The sequence below is a fragment of the Desulfobulbus oligotrophicus genome, from assembly GCF_016446285.1.
Taxonomy (GTDB): domain Bacteria; phylum Desulfobacterota; class Desulfobulbia; order Desulfobulbales; family Desulfobulbaceae; genus Desulfobulbus; species Desulfobulbus oligotrophicus.
In genome coordinates this window covers 1923889-1942953 of the sequence record NZ_CP054140.1, presented here as the reverse complement: position 1 = coordinate 1942953, position 19065 = coordinate 1923889, and the positions used below count along the sequence as shown (strand labels likewise).

The window sequence follows — 19065 nt, the reverse complement described above, 5'->3', positions numbered from 1 at the left end:
GCGTTTGCTATAGCAGGGCAGTATCGAAGGACGCTCATTCGTCATATCGGCAGACCGTTATGGATCAGCACACTGTCGAGCTCCGGCTCTTACTGCTCAGCAAACGGTCAGCATCTCCTGCGAGCCACTGTAGCACAGATGCTCCACGTGACGAACAAAGCGATAATACCGATCACCCACAAGCCATGCGACAGGATCTTTTATGAAGGGTATCTATGCCGGCAGCTTCGACCCACCGACCAACGGCCATTTATGGATGATTGAACAGGGAGCACGTCTGTTTTCCAGATTTTACGTTGCCATTGGTGAAAATTCTGCAAAAAAGTACTGTTTTACTCTGGATGAACGCATAGAGATGCTTGAGGAACTCTGTTCCCGATTTCCTCATATCACAGTTGTCCATTTTCAAAATAAATTCCTGGTCAAATATGCTGAGTCAATAGGTGTCGACTGCATCCTGAGAGGTATTCGTAATGAAAAAGATTATACGTACGAACGGGGCATGCGCTACGTGAACGGGAATATGACCGACAAGATCCAAACCCTCTTCATGATGTCACCCCGTAATCTGGTGGAGGTCAGCTCCAGTCTGATCAAGGGCCTGGTCGGGTCAGATGATTGGGAACAGATTGTCCGTGAGTATGTTCCGGATATGGTCTATTACAAGATGCTGAGCAAGTTCGGAGGAATCCACATCCAACTTCCTCACAGAGAAATGCTGGAAAAAATTTGACCACCACCAGCTGGGTGACAATGCAACAGAACAACTCCCTCTTCCATTCCCTGCCCCAACCCTGGAATCAGATTCTGCCGCATGTTGCCGCCCTCATGGTCTGGGGAATGTTGTTTGGCGTTATCTACCTGCTCCGGTCCTTTTTCCTCCTCCTTTTCCTGACCTTTGTCTTCTCGTACATCCAGGCACAGAGCGTTAATCGGCTGGCACCCTACATTAAAAACAGAATACTCCGGGTTCTGCTGGTCGCCCTTGTTATCTTAAGTGTCATAACTGCGGCCGGTATTTTTCTGGTTCCAAAGGTAAAAAAACAGACAGAGGTCTTTGTCAGTCAGTTCACCACCTATCTTACCAGGGTGGATCAGGAAATATTTACCTTAACGGCCCGCTACCCTCTTTTAGGGGAAATTTTCCCGGAAATCAGCGGTACGAGCAGCGATGAAGAAACTGAGAAAAGAACATTGAAACACTCACCTACGGCCACGATGCTGCAGCAGCTTCTTCGCCTGGGTGATGCAGACGCACCCGGCGGCCCTCAAAATCTCAGCCATGTTCTGGGGACGCTGGGCAACATCGGCGGTAAAATAGCCTCAGTGGCATCGGCCTTTCTCCTTTCCCTGCTCTTTTCCTTTCTGATTGTCCTTGATCTTGCGAACCTGGGCACCAGCGTGCATTCTCTGGAATCAACCAAACTCCGGTTTATTTATCAGAGCGTGACCCCGAATATCCGTGATTTTTCGCTGGTCCTTGGCAAGGCGCTGGAAGCCCAACTGATCATTGCGATCATCAACTCCATCTTAACAGCCGTTGGTATAAGTCTGCTCGGGTTAGGAGAACATCTGGCCTTCCTGTCGATGATCGTTTTCTTCTGCAGTTTTTTTCCGGTTATCGGCGTGTTCATCAGCTCCATCCCCATCTGCCTGATTGCTCTGCAAACCCAGGGCCTGCAGACCATGTTGCTGGCCATCCTGCTGATCATAATCATCCATCTGATTGAAGGGTATATCCTGAACCCGAGGATTTACGGATCGTATATGCGTATCAACTCCGTCATCATTCTCTTCATCCTGACCATTGGCGGTAAACTCTTCGGTGTGTGGGGACTGATTCTCGGTGTTCCGGTTTGCACCTATGTCTTTGGGCATGCCATCCGATTCAGAGATACCGATGGCCAGGGAAGCACCGGCTCACCTGCCATTGACGCCTGACCTGCCCCTTATCTGCACAGCATCAGATAAAACCCGTCATTTATTTTTCACGCAACAGCACTCCCCAAACCGACAACAGTAACGCCTTATGGAATGGATCTGGGATATCAACATCTGGAGCTCTCTTGTCACCCTGACAGTTCTTGAAATCGTCCTTGGCATCGACAACATCATCTTCATTACCCTGCTCGCCGGTAAACTGCCTGAAAAGGACCGGAAGGCCGCCCGCCAATTCGGCCTGCTGGCCGCATTGGGAACCCGCATTCTTCTCCTGATGTCGGTTGTCTGGCTGGCTCGACTGGTGGCACCGCTGTTTGTCATCATGCAACATCCGGTTTCCGGTCGTGATCTGGTGCTACTGGGCGGCGGTCTCTTTCTTATCTACAAGGCGGTGGTGGAGATCCACAACAGCCTTGAAGGCGGTGAAATGCGTCATGGACCCCGTCAGCTTGCATCACACCTGGTACTTGTTATCCTGCAGATTGCTGTTATTGATATTATCTTCTCTCTTGATTCGGTGATCACCGCGGTCGGTCTTGCCGATCACCTGTGGGTGATGATCACAGCCATCGTCATTGCCATTGGCGTAATGATGGTTGCTGCCGGGTCGATCGGCGAATTTGTCGACCGCCACCCAACCGTTAAAATGCTTGCCCTTTCCTTTCTCGTCCTGGTCGGGGTTGCCCTGGTGGCTGAAGGTACTGGTCATGAGCTGCCGAAAGGGTATCTCTACTTTGCCATGGCCTTTTCATTTGTTGTTGAGATGCTCAACCTGCGGCTGCGAAAGAGCACTGCTCCCGTGCATCTGTATCCGGCAGATACACTCGACCGGCAAGAAGAACCACCGGCCTGACCCCCTCAAACCGGGCCACGGACGTCCTGCCGGCAGCAGAAGGCACGGGCGGCTGCGCAGCCGGACTCTACGACCACCAGCACCTTTCTCACCGTCCCCCTGACAGTCGCCCTGATCCTTTCCCCGGGCCACAGCTCGACGCCACACCGGCCATCAACCAACAGCCGACAGACCTGTAACTCCGGTAACGTTCGCTTCAATCATGAGAGCCTCCACAGCCGCACCAGTACAGGTCTGCACATTGGGGCAGCCTGATGGTTGCGGCTTAAGCTCTGCGCATGGGAAGATAAAAAGAATGCATCAACGCCGATGGCGGTGACGATGCCAGGAAGGCCCACCCCGGTGGCGGTAATGAGAGCTTCCGAAACTTAAAGAGATATTGGGATAAATAACAGGCCATGCAGGAGCATAGTACACCGGCGGCCGATACGGTGGGGAAGTGTACACCCCGTATCCGTAACTGTAGGGTCCGGACGGGGACGAGTACGGATATGAATACGAGTACGAACCGGCCCCATAGGGATCATATCCATACGAGTAGGGATAAGGAGAATAGGCCACACACCCACCGCAGAACGTAACAAGAGCAACTAAAAACAACAGGCGGTAATTCATTGGGCACCTCCTCGTTTTTCAGTCTTATGACATGTGTACTATAGCACAGGCAACCGGCAAAACCCACCCCTGTCCTCCGCCAAAAGAATGATCAGCCAGAAACAGACCACAATGTAATGTACTTGAAAAAGTTGGCAACCTGTACTTAATAGAAGCTACTGTGCAACAACAGGATATTTGAAAACTGTTCGCCATGCCGACGATAACCATCAGCGATAAGGGAGGATTCGACATGCCCGAGGCAATGCATACCCTCTTACAAACAGTGGCAAAAGGCTCAGGAAGGATCACCGTTCTCACCGGTGCAGGTATTTCCGCAGAAAGCGGTATACCCACCTTTCGCGGTCCGGAAGGATACTGGACAGTGGGCTCAACGGTTTATCAGCCGCAGGAGATGGCAACCTTCCGGATGTTCACCCACCAGCCTGATGAGGTGTGGAAATGGTATCTGTACCGGATGGGCGTCTGTGCAGCTGCTGAACCGAACCCGGGGCATCAGGCCCTGGTGGACATGGAGCATCACTTTGGAGACCGTTTTACGCTGATCACGCAGAATGTTGATGGTCTGCATCTCAGAGCCGGCAACACACCGGCCCGCACCTTTCAGATTCACGGCAATGTCTTTCACATGCGATGTTCTCTGGAGTGCACGGATACGATCTACGAGATCCCTCCGGGTGTGCAGCCGAAAACAAAAGAAGAGAGCCTGACTCCCTCCGATCATGAGCTCCTTCGCTGTCCGCACTGTGGAGCCCGTTCACGCCCCCATATTCTGCTGTTTGACGAAAGCTACAACGAACATCACTACCATTTTTACAGTTCACTTAAAGCCGCCCGGGAGACCACACTGCTCATTGTTGTCGGTACTGCAGGTGCGACCAACCTTCCCAACCAGGTGGCCAATGAGGTGCACCGTGCCGGAGGGATAATCATCGATGTGAACATCGAAACCAACCCCTTTGCCCGGCTGGCCGAACAAGACGGTCGCGGGTTCTTTGTCCGGCAGCCGAGTGCCTCTGCACTCCCGGCGATAACCGAAGTGATGATCGGCGGGTAACTTCGCAACAAAACAGGCAACCTGCAGGAAGTAGTTGACCTCAATCCTGGTCCGCCTTATCTTGCCGACGATACACTGATAAGGAGAAAAATGGATATCAAAGGGTTGCGTAAAGACTACAGGAATCCGGTGCTTAGCCGGGAAACACTGGCTGCTGATCCATTCGATCAGTTTGAAGACTGGTTTCACGAGGCCTGCGCAGCCGGACTGCCGGAACCAAATGCCATGGTCCTTTCCACGGTGGGCGCAGATGGACAACCAACCCTGCGTACCGTCCTGCTGAAGTTGTTTGATCGCAATGGATTCGTCTTCTTCACCAACTACGGCAGCCGCAAAGCTGTGCAGATCAGCGAAAACAGTCAGGTTGCCCTTCTGTTTCCCTGGATACAGCAGGCCCGCCAGGTAACAGTCACCGGCACTGCCGCAAAGATCAGTGTTGCCGAATCCGCCCAATACTTTGCCACCAGACCTCGCAACAGCCAACTCGGGGCCTGGATCTCCAGACAAAGCTCCATCCTGTCTTCCCGGCGGTTACTGATGATGGAACTGGAGCAGATGAAAAACAAATTTCTGCAAGGAAAAATCCCTCTCCCGGATTTCTGGGGAGGGTACCGGGTGCAGCCGACAAGCATCGAGTTCTGGCAGGGGCAAACCAGCAGACTCCACGACCGCTTCCTCTACACACGTGAAGAAGAAGGCTGGCGCATCGAACGGCTGGCGCCCTGACCGTACCTGCACCAGCACTCCTGAAAAACAACCCAACCTGCCTGATATCATGAAAAGCAGTCTCTTTTATCTTCTCCTGCTCTGCCTTGTCGTCACGCTGCCGACAGCAAACGGACTGGCCGAAAACCAAACACAACCCCAGTCTATTCCGGCTATCCGTCCCCTTGTGATCCTGCCAACCCATCTCGTCCGTGAGCAGGAAAAAAACACACACCCCTCTTCACCAGCTGTCTCTGCCTCTTTATCTGCAGAGGCCAACAAAGCCGAGTCGTCCGCAACTCGCGAAAAATCGCCACCGCAGGCTACCATCGAATCGGCCTTGCTGAAAGAATTAAACCAACAGGCGCACGAAGAGAGCTCGACAGATGTGCTGAACATGCTTGCCTCTCTGGTCGAGACGCAAAAACATCTTCAGGAACAGATCGCTGATCTGACAAAAAGACAAAAAATAAGCACCTCAAAGACAGAAAAAGAGAGTTTACAGGAGGAGTTGAACAAGATTGACAAAGAACTCTCCGATATAAATACAGATTTTGAACGCATTGCCACTGGAGCTGAGCCCGAACTTTTCTTAGCCGGCAAAGAGACAACGTTCAGCTGGAAGGATGAACTGGCCACACTCCTTGAACCAAGTATCAAAGAGCTCAAACAGCTGACAGCACGTGCTCGGATGAAATCCGAACTCAAAGAGAGTATTGCCAACTACGATAAACAGCTGGCCACAACACGGCGTGCTGTCGGTAAGCTCAGCCGTCTGGCCGCTGAAGCCAAGAATCATGGTGTAAAAGAAGGTCTTGGCGAGCTTATGCCGGCCTGGCAAAACATGGAAAAACGGGTCAGCAGCAAGCGGGATATGGCCCAACGGGAACTGGCTAAGCTTGAAGATAACGATGCCTCTTTTCTGACAACATCCAAAGATTCCATACGTGAGTTTTTCCGCAACCGCGGCTGGTTTCTTTTTATCGCTTTTCTGACCGTTATCGGTATCCTTGCCGCCTTTCGGCTCTTTACCCAGCTGCTGTTTTCTCTGCTTCCCGGAGCAAAGAAAGAACAACGGCCAATGCACATCCGTATACTCGACATCGTACTGCGGATCCTATCCATTGCCTGTGCGATCAGCGGTCTGCTCTTTGTTCTGTACATTGCTGAAGACTGGTTCCTGCTGAGCGCAGCCATCATCTTCACCGTCGCCCTGATATGGGCAATTCGGCAGACCCTACCCAAGATGTGGCGACAGGTGCAGATGATCCTTAACATGGGATCGATCCGCGAGGGTGAGAGGATGATGTACCAAGGGATACCATGGCGGGTGGAGGCGATCAATGTCTTGTGCACACTGTACAACCCTACACTCGGTATACACCTGCGCATCCCCATCGCTGATATGACCGGGTTGATCTCTCGGCCCTATCGCCATGATGAGTCGTGGTTTCCCTGTAAAAAGGGGGACTGGGTCGCTCTTGACGGTAAACCGTTTGCCAGGGTAACCGCTCTTTCCCATGAACAGGTGGAAGTGGTTGAGGCGGGAGGTCGTCACATCACCTATCGGACAGCTGATTTTCTGAGTAAAGCACCGGCAAATTTATCAGACACCTTCACCATCCAGGTTGTTGTGGGCCTCTCCCATGCCCTGCAGGCCATCATTACCACCACGGTGCTGGATACATTCACCGCCTTTCTTCAGCGTCGGCTGGAGGAACACGGCTATGCCGAGGACTGTCTCAGTCTGGCTGTAGACTTTCTTCAGATCAGCCCCTCTTCTCTTGATATTGCCATTATAGCCGCTTTCAAGGGAAACCAGGCCCCATCGTACCGAAAGATAGAACGAACCCTGACGAAATGGGCTGTGGACTGCTGCAACATCAACAACTGGGAGCTGCCTTTCCCGCAACTCACCGTTCACGAACCGGGGAACAAGACAACATGACAGCTCCCTCAGCAAAAAACAGTCACCGCCTCAACAGTCTCCTGGCAAAAGTAGCCGCCATTGTCGGCACAGCCAATGCCTCCACTGACACCACAGACTTGATTACCTACTCCTTTGATGCAACCCAGCAGCAGCACATGCCCGATCTGGTCGCCCACCCCGGCAGCACCGAGGAGATCAGTCAGATTGTCCGACTTGCCAACCAGGAGCGGATCCCGATCATTCCCCGGGGTGCGGGCAGCGGCTTTACAGGGGGAAGCCTCCCTGTGCACGGAGGTATTGTCCTGGCACTTTCGCGCATGAACCGTATCCTGGAAATCGACACCGACAACCTCATCGCGGTTGTGGAACCGGGCGTTGTTACCGGTCATCTGCAAAGGGAGGTGGAGCGGTACGGCCTGTTCTATCCGCCTGATCCGGCTTCCAGAGACTTTTCAACCCTGGGCGGTAATATCGCCGAATGTGCCGGGGGGCCGCGCTGTCTGAAGTATGGAGTTACCCGCGATTATGTCCTGGGACTGGAGGTGGTGACTCCCACGGGAAGCATCATCCATACCGGTGGCCGAACCATGAAAAATGTGGTGGGCTATGACCTGACTCGTCTGTTTGTCGGCTCAGAGGGAACTCTGGGAATCGCCACCCAAATCATTCTCCGCCTGCTACCTAAACCTGAGGCCCGCAAAACCATGCTGGTGGCGTTTGCAACCATCGATGGTGCGGCACAGGCGGTTTCGGCCATTATCCGCGGCAGAATCATCCCTGCCACTCTCGAATTTATGGACCATACGGCCATAGACTGTGTCCGCCAGGCGACACCGATTGATCTTCCACCCGACTGCCGGGCCATACTGATCATTGAGGTTGACGGTGCTCGTCGTTTTCTTGATGAACAGATACACACCATTGGCGAAATTGTGCAACCACTTGATGTTGTGGCAACCCGGATTGCGGAAACCCCGGCAGAGGCAGAGGCGATCTGGAAGGTGCGACGGAGCGTGAGCCCCAGTTTACGACGACTGAACCCGCACAAATTCAACGAAGATATTGTTGTCCCCCGTTCCCGTGTCCCGGAGATGATCCGTGCTCTGGATGCCATCAGTCAGCGGTACGGGGTACCGATCGTTAACTTCGGCCATGCCGGTGACGGTAACATCCATGTCAATGTCATGGTGGATCTTGATCAGCCGGGCATGGAGGCAAAGGTTACCCAGGCATTAAACGACATCTTTCGCACCACGGTTCAGCTCAACGGCTCTGTCAGCGGCGAACACGGCATTGGCACTGCCAAGGCCGCCTACATCGGCATGGAGCTTGATCCGGCAACCCTGACAACGATGCAGGCCATCAAACAGGCCCTTGATCCGAATAATATCATGAATCCGGGCAAGATCTTTCCTGAGACCACTCCTCAGGTTTATCATGGCCCATCATAAATACTGTTGACTACCAATTTGAAAACCCTGGAAGACTTTCAAGAGACAATCAACCAGTGCGTACGTTGCGGCGCCTGTCAGGCACACTGTCCGGTGTACATGGAAACCGGTCGGGAAGGATCGGTTGCCCGCGGTAAAATCGTTCTTGCCGCCGCACTTCTCGCCGGTACGGCAGAACTCGACGATAAGATGCGCAAAGAGATGAGTCTCTGCCTGCTGTGCGGTTCCTGTGTCATGAAGTGTCCCAATCAGGTACCCACTGATGCCATCGTCGGTGCTGTACGACGACAGATCACCACTGATCATGGTCTATCACCGCTGGGTAAGGGTGTGGCGGCAGTGACCGGTTCAAAGACCCTGCTCAAAACGCTCAGCAAGGGAGCCAGTCTGCTCTCTCCTCTTCTGTTTGCCACGATTCCGGAAACCAGTGGTCTGCGTCTGCGTTTTGCTCCTGAGTCACTGAAGATGCGAAGCCTGCCGCCCATTCCACGACGTTCACTTTTTGACCGGATCCCGGAGTTTCTGGAAGGCGAACCCGGAAAAGACACGGTGGGTATTTTTGCCGGATGTGCCCTCACCTACCTGTACCCTGAGGTAGGAGAACTGCTTGTCAGATTGCCTCATCACCTGGGTTATTCTGTCTTCACACCCAAAGCACAGGGGTGCTGCGGGATGCCGGCCTGTTCTTCGGGCAACAGTCATCTCCTGACAACCCTGCACCAGACCAATACTGCCGCTTTTACCGATCATACAACCAAACTCATTCTCACTGCCTGTGCCTCCTGTCATGGAATGCTGCATGCACATCCGGCCGGCGACTTTTCGCCATCAGCCGCCGAGCTGGTCGACATCCATGTATTCCTCCACCAGCAGGGGCTCACAGACCGGCTTGCCGCCCTGCCGCGATGGCCACAGCGTCCCCGGGTCACCTATCACGACCCGTGTCATCTTCGCAGTGCCGGTGTAACCCGCGAACCACGCGAACTGCTGCAGGCGTTGCCCCAGGTGGAGTTCGTTGACATGGAAGACGCCGGACTCTGTTGCGGTCTTGGCGGTACATTTGCCGTGACCCATCCGGATGTAAGTCGAGCAATCGGCGACCGTAAGCTAAACGGCATCAAAACAAGTGGTGCATCCCTTATTGCCAGCAGCTGTCCCGGATGCATCCTGCAACTGCAGGATATTGTCAACCGTGCAGGTCTGTCCATTCAGGTCGTACACACCCTGGAGCTCATCCACCAGGCCTTAACCGAGCAACCAAAATGAATACGCTGTGTTCCATCGCCATCTGTTCTGATCAGAGAAGGCCGGCAACTGATTCAGCACCGATGCCCCCAGGAACCTCCGTGCTGATCCGGGACACCCGTTTTCCCAAAACACCACATCGTGTCATCTTTTCCTGTCGGATCCTTTTGACGGTTGCCAGATGCACAGGGGCATGATAAGAAGGAATGCCCTCCTGCACAGGAGAACCTGTCACTAACCTTGCGACTATGTTAAGCTCTCTTTGCACACCATTTTTTCATGAACTCCCTTAAAAAAAATTCCTTTACCAGCCTGTTCGCCTCCGTACAGCTTGCCCTGTTTCTGCTCTTTTTACTGGCATCAACCTCGATCATCGGTACTCTGATTCCGCAGAACAGTCCCCGCGCCTTCTATATTGAGAGGTATGGACAAAAAACCGCCCAGTTTTTCCAACTTCTTGATATTACCGATATGTACAATTCCTGGTGGTTTCTTTTCCTTTTATCCCTCTTTGCTGTTAACCTGATCGTCTGCAGCATGGAACGCATCCCCCAGGTTTTCCGCATTCTCCGCCGGGACAGTCTGACTGTTTCGCCGGATCGACTCCAGCATCTCCCGATAAAAAAAGAGATACAGCTACCCATCTCACCGGAAGCCGCAAACAGTCGTGTCCTGACCATCTTAAAAAACAAGGGCTGGCAGCCTCGCAGCAAAAACATCGGCGCATCCTATCTCACCGTTGCCGATCGAGGCGGCTGGACGCGTTTTGGTGTGTATATCGTCCACGGTTCAATTCTGCTTATTCTTGTCGGTGCCCTGTTCGGCTCATCGGTTGTCGCACGCAAACTGCTGCGAGACCCGCAGTTTGCCTTCAAAGGCTCCATCATGCTTCCTGAGGGTGAAAGTACCGATCATGTCACGACCTTCAAAACCGGGAAACAGGTGGGTTTAGGTTTTCAGCTGCGATGCGACACCTTCACCATCGAACACTATCCCAACGGGATGCCGAAAACCTACCGTACTCGTGCTTCAATTGCAGAAAATGGGCAGGTCGTGCAGACAGCCGACATAGAGGTGAACAAACCTTTAACCTATAAAGGCGTTACATTTTATCAGTCAAACTACCAACCCTATCAGAATTATCGGGTGATCCTGCAGAAAAAAGAGAGTAACATGGCAACAGCCGCTGTCATTGTCCCTGCCACTCAACTGGAATGGTCCGAAGCCGGTGTCAGCTACGGTATTATTAACAGGGAAAGCCAGGGTGAGATCACCCGGCGGCTGAAAATCTGGTTTACTGACAATCAGGGTGACCCTGCTGTTTTCTGGGTTGACACCGATCAGGAAACCGTCATCCAACGGCCTTCCGGAACCTACCTGCTGACGATCAGTCAACGCTACGCCTCCGGCCTCCAGGCAACCAAAGACCCGGGAGTCTGGCTGGTCTACAGCGGTTGTCTGTTGATGCTTGTCGGCCTCTACGTTGCTTTTTTTCTATCCCATAGGAAAATTTATGTCTTCATTCAAGAAGATGGACAGGCAAGCCGTATTCTTTTCGCTGGTGAGGCCAATAAAAACAAGGTGGGTTTTGAAGCAAAACTCTTTGAACTGATTGAAGAGTCAAAGAAATAAATGCAAGACGTATCTCTCCTGGAAATTATGCTCGTTTAAATCATTATGGACAGTTCTCTTCTTTTCGGCATCACCATGATCGCCTATCTTCTGGCCGCTGTTTTTTATCTGGGTTTACTCATCTTTCGCACAGAACGACTCGGGCAAATCGGCATGCTGGTCACCTTGGCCGGTGTGACCACTCAAACCGCAGCACTCGCTCTGCGCTGGCATGAATCGTATCAGATGGGTATCGGTCACGCCCCTCTGACCAATATGTATGAATCACTGGTCTTTTTTGCCTGGTGTATCGCCGGTTTATACTTAGTCCTGGAATACCGGTTCAAAACGCGTGTTGTCGGTGCCTTTGTCATTCCCTTTGCAGCCCTGGCCATGGCCTATGCCTCTTTATCCAATCGTATCGATGACCAGATCACCCCCCTGATCCCTGCTCTGCAATCAAACTGGCTGATTGCCCACGTGGTCACCTGTTTTGTGGGCTATGCGGCGTTCACCGTGGCCGGCGGACTTGGTGTCCTGTACTTGTTCAGGGCAGCTGCAGAGGCAAAACAGCAATCGAAAAATGCAGCAAGCTCCCTGCCGAATTTACAGGTGCTCGATACCCTCACGTACAAAAATATCGTCTTCGGTTTTCTGTGGTTGTCGGCCGGCATTATTACCGGAGCCATCTGGGCAAATGAGGCCTGGGGTACCTATTGGAGCTGGGATCCGAAAGAAACCTGGTCGATCATCACCTGGTTTCTCTATGCTCTGACACTGCATGCACGCTTTACTCGGGGCTGGCGGGGGCAACGAATAGCGTGGCTCGCAATCCTGGGGCTCTTTGCAGTCGGCTTCACCTATTTTGGTGTCAACTTTCTTCTCTCAGGACTGCACAGTTACGGTTCTGTATGATCGGCACGACCTTTCTGGTTACAGCTGATACCTGACAGGGAAAAAGATGAAAGTCTGCACTTGCTGAACAGAGGCTCATGCGGCAGAGGTGCGGGCCTTAAAAATCTTTTCCCAATGATGAGTGCCTGCATAAAAAAATGTACTTTGCATAAAATGTGCTGATTCACCTCCACCGGCCATTCGTTTTTGTCACGCGCCGCCTCCCCTTTCTCCCTGGGAACGAAAGAGTCCGGGGCGGCATTGATGGTCACAACAAACAGGTGAAAAACACCGGAGAAACATCAAAGGCCGTCCAATGGACGGCCTTTGATGTTTCTCTTCTGTTTTTTACTAACGATACAAAAAAGGACTAAGATATTACTCCACATGCATCCTAGAAATATCCCCCACCCGGAGCACCAGTGCTCTTAAAGCACTGAGCAGATTCAAACGGTTCTGACGGACATCAATATCCTCAACCATCACCATCACGCTATCAAAAAACTGATCAACAGGCTCCTTTATGATCAGCATTTCCAGCAAGGCCTGATAGTACAGCTGTTGCTCAAGAAGAGGTGATGCTTTTTCATGCGCAGTTACAAGGGCCGCATACAGTGCCCGTTCAGCAGGCTCTGTCAACAGCGCCTCATCAACGGCTGTTTGCCTGTTGTCCTTGATAATATTGTTAATACGCTTAAAAGAACCGGCCAGGACCCGAAAACTGCCTTGTCTGTAAATTTCATTTAACGCATCGATGCGCTTTAAACAGTCGGTCAGTTCATCAAATCCGGCAACAGTTGCCGCCTCAACCACCTCCTGCGCACAATCCGAAGCGATGAGGTCATTTTCAAAACGATGCTGAATAAAAGAAATCACCTCATCAACAATCTGCACATCCTGACTGACAAGATCACCATAACCGAGTAAAGCGGCGGTGACAAACTCGTGTAAAGAGATGGTGAGATTGCGTTCACGCACAATGCCGATAAGGCCGATCGCCTGCCTTCTCAGACCAAAGACATCTTTATTGCCGGTCGGCTTCTCACCAATGGCAAAATACCCTGCAAGTGTGTCCAGACGATCGGCAATACCGACAATGGCTCCAAGCAGAGAATGGGGAACCTTGCCTCCGGCACGAAGCGGTAGATAATGCTCTTCAACTGCCAGGGCAACTGTTGGTTTTTCTCCATCATGCAACGCATAAACTCGTCCCATAATCCCCTGCAAGGTAGGAAACTCTCCAACCATGGCAGTCAGCAGGTCCGCCTTGGCCAAGGTAGCGGCGCGCACCGCATCGTCATAGAGCTCCGGTGCGATTTGAGCGGCCAGCAAACCCGCCATGCGGCTGATACGTTCACTTTTATCCTGCATTGTCCCGAGTTTATTCTGGAAAACAATACCGTGTAACTCTGCACACCGATCAATCAGCGGTCGTTTGCGATCTTCATTAAAAAAGAACAGGCCATCTTCAAGACGTGCTCGCAGTACCCGTTCATGACCACTGGTGGCTAGTTCCTGGTCTGTCACTCTGGTGTTATTCACTGCCACAAAAAGGGGAAGCAATTTGCCGTCCTGATCGACCACCGGAAAGTACTTCTGATGCTCACGCATGGAAGTGATCAGGGCTTCTTCGGGCAGCTGTAAAAACTTCTGATCAAAACGGCCGCAAACAGCACAGGGCAGCTCCACCAGATTTGTCACTGTGTCCAGCAATCCCTCATGCAAAACCGGTTGTGCACTGGTTCCGGCTGTAGCGACAACAACCTTTTTAACCGCTTCCACAACCATGGCCTTACGTTCAGCCGGCTCGGCAATCACAAAGCATTCAGCCAGCGTACGAAGGTAGTTCTCAATACCAGTGACAGGAACTGCCTGCGGAGCCATGAACCGATGGCCACGGGTCGTATTGCCGCTGGTCACACCGCCGATGGTCATCGGCAACACCACTCCATCATGCAGAGCCAGCAGCCACTGGATAGGCCGGGCAAAGGTGAGATTGTAATCGGCCCAACGCATGGACTTGGGAAAGACCAACCCGTGAACGAGCGATTCCAGCAGTGCCGGTAACAAGACAGCGGTCTCCTGTCCCTGCACATCCTCCACCACCTGCAAATACTCACCCTTGGGTGTGATAACGATCTGTAACTGATCCGGTTCAACACCATGTGAACGGGCAAAACCTTCCGCAGCCCGGGTCCATCTCCCCTCTGCGTCGACGGCTGCCTTCTTCGACGGACCAAGATGTTCGACAGAACGATCAGGTTGACGAGACTGCAGGCCGGTCACCGTAAGCGTCAATCTTCTGGGGGTACCGAAGGTCTGAATGGTGCCAAAGGCAAGGCCCAGGTCAGACAGTTTATCGGCCGCGGCAGTGGCCAGCGTATCAAGGGCTGGTTGAATGTACCCCGCTGGAATTTCTTCTGTTCCGATTTCAAAAAGAAGTTCGCTCATGGCAGTCAACTTTTAGAGGTTAATTGGGAGAGTATGCGGGCAGAAAAACCCTGCCGGTGAAAACTCACCACGGCAGCACGTCTCTTCGACGGCATCAAACCGTGACAGCGTCTGTTCCGGCCACTCATAGGAGGCAAATGTTGAATAACCGGTGGTTCGATTTTTCACAACAACTTTGTACCATTGAAACGAGTCCGTCCTCTGTAAAACCGCGCTTACACACCGGCACATGGATTCGACTGTTCTGGTCTGTGCCATCTGAGAGTCCACCCCCTGACCCACCAGGGCAATAAGATCCTCGATCCAAAGAAAATGCTTCATTCGGACCGCAACCGTCACATCACCCCAGACACCCGCTATATCTGCTGTGTTCTCATGACATCCCTGCGAGGAAAGACGAACCGGTACTTCAACCTCCACGACAAGATCAAAATCCGAAGCCAGCGAACCATGCAACCGGCAATCATAACGTTCCATGCCAGGTGCCGACTGCATTGTTCCAGCTGTACAGAAGTAAGGAAAAGCCATTTCCAGATGCGCAGCCTCGGCATCAAGCCTGTTTTTCATCTCTTCAAGAATAGAACGGAACATCTTCAGATTGAATCGACCATGAAATCGATTGAGAATCTCAATAAAACGACTCATGTGCGTCCCCTTGAAATGATGAGGCAGGTTCACATACATGTTCATCCGCGCAAGCGTAGACTGTGTGGTGCAGGCCTTATCAAGGACTATTATCGGATAGGTGACCGACTTCACGCCCACCTTGCGGATATCAATCCGACGTGAATCGTGAAGGCTCTGGATATCTTTCATGCAGAGTGGCGGGGTGGGAAAAATGAGCAGAAAACGGCACTTCCGGTGGCCATCGGACCGATCATCTTCAGGAGAGATATTTACGAACGGTTGCCTTCAACTCATCCATATTGGCGGATTTGACAACATAGGCCTCTGAAGCCCAACTACCGAAATCCTGTTTGTACTCCTGATAGGCGGAGTTCAGAATAACGGGCATATCAGCTTTTATCTCTTTCATCTGTCGCAGAACTTCAATCCCGTTCATCCCGGGCATATTGATATCCAGCACCACCAGATCAGGCAGATTGGCTCGGAATTTTTCCAGTGCCTCAGTGCCGTTCAAGGCAGAGTCTACAATATATCCCTCCTCTTCAAACTCCTCACGGTAGAGAAGCTGTATACTCTCTTCATCATCGACCAACAGAATTCGTTTCTTTTCCATGGTAATCACTCACAGTGTAACTTCCCGAAGAAATCGGCAGGTGTCCTCCGGTGGCATGGGATTAATATAAAATCCGGTACCCCATTCAAAACCGGCAATGGACGTCAATTTGGGAACAATTTCAAAATGCCAGTGATAATAGTCGAGCGAACCGGAACGTAACGGTTGGGTATGGAGCACAAAGTTATAGGGTGCATGGGGAATACATGCATCCAGCCGACGCAGGGTTTCAGAAAAAATTTCCGCCAGGGCGATCAGGGAACGGTCGTCCTGTGCCACAAATGAGGAGTGGTGACGTTTGGGCAGAATCCACATTTCAAAGGGTGAACGTGGCGCAAAAGGAGTCAGCGTTACAAAGTGGTCATTTTCACAGACCAGGCGAATGTTCTGTTGCATCTCCTGACGAATGATATCACAGAAAATACACCTGTCCTTGTACTTGTAATAGGAAAGACTGCCCTCAAGTTCAGCAGTCACCATCCGCGGTAAAATAGGCAGGGCCACTAACTGGGAGTGCGAATGCTCAAGTGATGCTCCGGCCGCCTTCCCATAGTTTTTAAACGCCACAACATAGTTAAAACGACTGTCTTTCGCCAGATCAAGAATTCGATCGCGAAAAGCCAGAAACGTCAGCAGCATATCCTGCGGCGGCAAGTAGGTAAAACGATCGTCATGATTCGGTGTTTCGATGATGACTTCATGGGCGCCGATACCGTTCATGCGGTCGTAAAGACCCTCTCCCTGTTTGTCGAGATTACCTTCGATAATCAGGGCCGGATACTTGTTGGGAACCACCCGCAGTTTCCACCCTGAAGAGTTAGGGTCCCCCCACTGCCTTCCATACACCAGCACCTCATCAGGAGTGGTTTTTTCGTTCCCGGGACAGAGGGGACAAAAGCCCCCCTTGACCTTGGACTCTTCTACCAGGAAGTCGGTGGGACGTTTTCCTCGCTCTTCTGCAATAATGATCCATCGACCGAGGATCGGGTCTTTTCGTAATTCAGGCATAAAATCGGCCTATCTTCCCTGTTCTTTTTCTTGCTGTTCCTGCCGGGACTTGCAATCAATGCAAAACTTGGCCACCGGTCTTGCCTCCAACCTTTTCAAGGCAATTTCACAACCGCAACTGGCGCAAATCCCGTACGTCCCATCATCGATCCTGGCAAGTGCCTCTTCAATCTTATCCATGAGTCTGAGCTCCCGCCCTCGTATACGCAATTCAAAATTGCGGTCGGACTCAATACTGGCACGATCAGTAGGATCAGGTATATTTCCCAGCTGGCTTGTCATCTCATTCAAGGTCTGTTCCACATCAGAGCTGATCTCGACCTTCATCCCTTCAAGCAGCTCTTTAAAACGCAACAGATTTTGTTCATCCATATTCACTCTCCAACGAGGTGGTTCTCGTGTTCCGGCTCATAGTGGTACAGAGGTGAAAGACCTGACGAAATCCCCACTCTTGCCGCCGCTCTTGTGCAGTAAACGGATGTCAGTGATGACCATGGTTTTATCAACCGCTTTGCACATGTCATAGATGGTGAGCGCCGCGACTGACACCGCTGTCAGTGCTTCCATTTCCACGCCTGTCGTGCCGTTGACGGATACCGTTGCCTCGATTGCAACAGCCGTATCCGCATCACTGAACGAGAAGGCAATATCCACTCCGGTGATGTTCAGCGGGTGGCAAAGAGGCACCAACTGGTCAACTTTTTTAGCCGCCATTATCCCGGCAATACGAGCCACTCCCAGAACATCTCCTTTCTTGGCCGTTCCCTGCCGAACCATGTCATAGACCTGTCGTGACATGGTGACAGCCCCTGCAGCAGTCGCGCGTCGAACAGTTGCCGCCTTGTCACCCACATTAACCATCCGAGCGTTACCATGACCGTCAAAATGGGTCAACTGTTCAGGCATTTGCCACCTTTTCCTGATCAACGTTCTTTTTTTTCTGCTTGCCGACATGGCCATGGAAAAGCCGTGAAAAAAAGCCATCCCCTTCGTGTTCTTTACTCAGTTTCTCAAACTCGCGAAGCAGTTCTTTTTGTTCTTTGGTCAGTTTGGTCGGGGTTTTCACCTGTGCCTCAACCACCATGTCACCTTTAGCACCGCCACGCAAACTGGCGACTCCATCGCCGCGCAGGGTAAACCGTGTGCCGGATTGGGTTCCAGCGGGAATCTTCAACATTGTACTGCCATGAATGGTGGGTACTTCCGCCTCACACCCCAGCGCAGCCTGCACCATGGAAACTGGAAAACGAAGATAGATGGTCTGGCCGTCCCGTTGAAAATGTTCGTGACCATCAACATGAATCACCACATAGAGATCACCTGACTGTCCACCACGACGCCCTCCCTCGCCTTCTCCGGCAAGGCGCATACGGGAACCGGTGTCAACCCCGGCCGGAATTCGGATACTGACCTTTTTACTGCGGTTGATCAAACCCTCCCCCTGGCAGTCAGTACAGGGATCCGTGATGATCTGTCCTTGCCCGTGACACTGAGGACAAGTGGTTGTCACCTGGAAAAACCCCTGAGAACGCATCACCTGACCATGCCCCTGACAGGTGGGACAGGTCTGAGGTTTGTGTCCGGGCCGTGATCCACTGCCTTCGCAGGTCCAGCAGGTTTCTTTTTTGGTGAGTTCAACCTGTCGATGTATCCCGTGCACAGCTTCCATGAAAGAAATGCGAATATCGTAACGAAGGTCTTCGCCGTGCACAGGTGCAGAAGGATCGCGACGTCTTCCCCGCCCGCCTCCGAAACCGAACAGGTCACCGAACAGGTCGTTGATATGGGAAAAGATATCTTCACTACTGCCGGGTCCGCTATACCCGCTGTTCAGCAGCCCTTCTTTACCATAGGTATCGTAAATACGCCGTTTTTGCAGATCGCTGAGCACCTCGTAGGCCTCGGCAGCTTCTTTGAACTTCTCTTCGCTATTGCTGTCACCCTGGTTACGATCAGGATGATGTTTCATCGCCAACTTGCGATATGCCTTTTTTATCGCTTCTGCAGACGCGTCCTTACTGACGCCTAAAATTTCATAGTAGCTTTTACTCATGATCAGTTACA

The 19065-nt window shown here is 52.1% G+C and carries 19 protein-coding genes; 10 read left to right on the top strand and 9 right to left on the bottom strand.

Annotation, left to right across the window (positions count from 1 at the left end; all coding sequences use genetic code 11):
• Window positions 1–202 precede the first annotated feature (202 nt).
• The 3 genes from coaD to HP555_RS08740 all read left to right on the top strand — a co-directional run bounded on the left by coaD (window position 203) and on the right by HP555_RS08740 (window position 2794).
• Window positions 203–733 (top strand): pantetheine-phosphate adenylyltransferase, encoded by a 531-nt coding sequence (gene coaD / locus HP555_RS08750; RefSeq protein WP_199261606.1) that lies wholly within the window; start codon window positions 203–205, stop codon window positions 731–733.
• Complete coding sequence (locus HP555_RS08745; RefSeq protein ID WP_199261604.1) at window positions 730–1941, top strand: AI-2E family transporter; 1212 nt, start codon at window positions 730–732, stop codon at window positions 1939–1941. Before coaD ends, HP555_RS08745 begins: the two co-directional genes overlap by 4 nt.
• Window positions 1942–2029: 88 nt before the next feature.
• Window positions 2030–2794 carry a TerC family protein gene (locus tag HP555_RS08740; RefSeq protein ID WP_199261602.1) on the top strand — a complete coding sequence of 255 codons (765 nt, stop codon included), beginning with the start codon at window positions 2030–2032 and terminating at the stop codon, window positions 2792–2794.
• Window positions 2795–2799: 5 nt separating this feature from the next.
• Here HP555_RS08740 and HP555_RS08735 read toward each other — a convergent pair whose 3' ends face one another.
• On the bottom strand, window positions 2800–2994 hold the full coding sequence (locus HP555_RS08735; RefSeq protein ID WP_199261600.1) for a hypothetical protein: 195 nt from the start codon (window positions 2992–2994) through the stop codon (window positions 2800–2802).
• A gap of 100 nt (window positions 2995–3094) precedes the next feature.
• Window positions 3095–3409: a hypothetical protein gene (locus tag HP555_RS08730; protein ID WP_199261599.1), complete on the bottom strand. Its 315-nt coding sequence runs from the start codon at window positions 3407–3409 to the stop codon at window positions 3095–3097.
• Window positions 3410–3602: 193 nt separating this feature from the next.
• On the opposite strand from HP555_RS08730, the gene HP555_RS08725 reads away from it, so the two are divergent.
• From HP555_RS08725 to ccsB, 7 genes are all read left to right on the top strand, one after another.
• Window positions 3603–4466 carry an SIR2 family NAD-dependent protein deacylase gene (locus tag HP555_RS08725; protein ID WP_233249119.1) on the top strand — a complete coding sequence of 288 codons (864 nt, stop codon included), beginning with the start codon at window positions 3603–3605 and terminating at the stop codon, window positions 4464–4466.
• A gap of 90 nt (window positions 4467–4556) precedes the next feature.
• Window positions 4557–5192: a pyridoxamine 5'-phosphate oxidase gene (gene pdxH, locus HP555_RS08720; protein ID WP_199261597.1), complete on the top strand. Its 636-nt coding sequence runs from the start codon at window positions 4557–4559 to the stop codon at window positions 5190–5192.
• Window positions 5193–5241: 49 nt separating this feature from the next.
• Entirely contained in the window at window positions 5242–7119 is a 1878-nt protein-coding gene (locus HP555_RS08715) for a synaptonemal complex protein 1 (protein WP_199261595.1), read from the top strand.
• Window positions 7116–8552: an FAD-binding oxidoreductase gene (locus tag HP555_RS08710; protein WP_199261593.1), complete on the top strand. Its 1437-nt coding sequence runs from the start codon at window positions 7116–7118 to the stop codon at window positions 8550–8552. Before HP555_RS08715 ends, HP555_RS08710 begins: the two co-directional genes overlap by 4 nt.
• Window positions 8553–8558: 6 nt before the next feature.
• Window positions 8559–9818, top strand: a complete 1260-nt coding sequence (locus HP555_RS08705) for a (Fe-S)-binding protein (protein WP_199261591.1) — start codon at window positions 8559–8561, stop codon at window positions 9816–9818.
• 258 nt (window positions 9819–10076) lie between these two features.
• Window positions 10077–11429 (top strand): cytochrome c biogenesis protein ResB, encoded by a 1353-nt coding sequence (locus HP555_RS08700; protein WP_199261589.1) that lies wholly within the window; start codon window positions 10077–10079, stop codon window positions 11427–11429.
• A 45-nt stretch (window positions 11430–11474) separates the two neighbouring features.
• A complete protein-coding gene (gene ccsB / locus HP555_RS08695) occupies window positions 11475–12323 on the top strand; it encodes a c-type cytochrome biogenesis protein CcsB (RefSeq protein ID WP_199261587.1) in 849 nt (282 codons plus the stop codon).
• A 357-nt stretch (window positions 12324–12680) separates the two neighbouring features.
• Here the strand turns inward: ccsB and glyS are convergent, their stop codons facing one another.
• From glyS to dnaJ, 7 genes are all read right to left on the bottom strand, one after another.
• The gene (gene glyS, locus HP555_RS08690; RefSeq protein ID WP_199261585.1) at window positions 12681–14753 is read right to left on the bottom strand and encodes a glycine--tRNA ligase subunit beta; all 2073 of its coding nucleotides are present in this window, start codon (window positions 14751–14753) and stop codon (window positions 12681–12683) included.
• A gap of 12 nt (window positions 14754–14765) precedes the next feature.
• A complete protein-coding gene (locus HP555_RS08685) occupies window positions 14766–15569 on the bottom strand; it encodes a GTP cyclohydrolase, FolE2/MptA family (protein ID WP_199261584.1) in 804 nt (267 codons plus the stop codon).
• Between the two features lie 67 nt (window positions 15570–15636).
• Window positions 15637–15993 carry a response regulator gene (locus HP555_RS08680; protein WP_199261582.1) on the bottom strand — a complete coding sequence of 119 codons (357 nt, stop codon included), beginning with the start codon at window positions 15991–15993 and terminating at the stop codon, window positions 15637–15639.
• Between the two features lie 9 nt (window positions 15994–16002).
• Window positions 16003–17001: a galactose-1-phosphate uridylyltransferase gene (gene galT, locus HP555_RS08675; protein ID WP_199261580.1), complete on the bottom strand. Its 999-nt coding sequence runs from the start codon at window positions 16999–17001 to the stop codon at window positions 16003–16005.
• Between the two features lie 9 nt (window positions 17002–17010).
• Window positions 17011–17373: an RNA polymerase-binding protein DksA gene (gene dksA / locus HP555_RS08670; protein WP_199261578.1), complete on the bottom strand. Its 363-nt coding sequence runs from the start codon at window positions 17371–17373 to the stop codon at window positions 17011–17013.
• Between the two features lie 36 nt (window positions 17374–17409).
• Window positions 17410–17907 carry a cyclic pyranopterin monophosphate synthase MoaC gene (gene moaC, locus HP555_RS08665; RefSeq protein ID WP_199261571.1) on the bottom strand — a complete coding sequence of 166 codons (498 nt, stop codon included), beginning with the start codon at window positions 17905–17907 and terminating at the stop codon, window positions 17410–17412.
• Window positions 17900–19054, bottom strand: a complete 1155-nt coding sequence (dnaJ, locus tag HP555_RS08660) for a molecular chaperone DnaJ (RefSeq protein ID WP_199261569.1) — start codon at window positions 19052–19054, stop codon at window positions 17900–17902. Before dnaJ ends, moaC begins: the two co-directional genes overlap by 8 nt.
• Window positions 19055–19065: the final 11 nt, after the last annotated feature.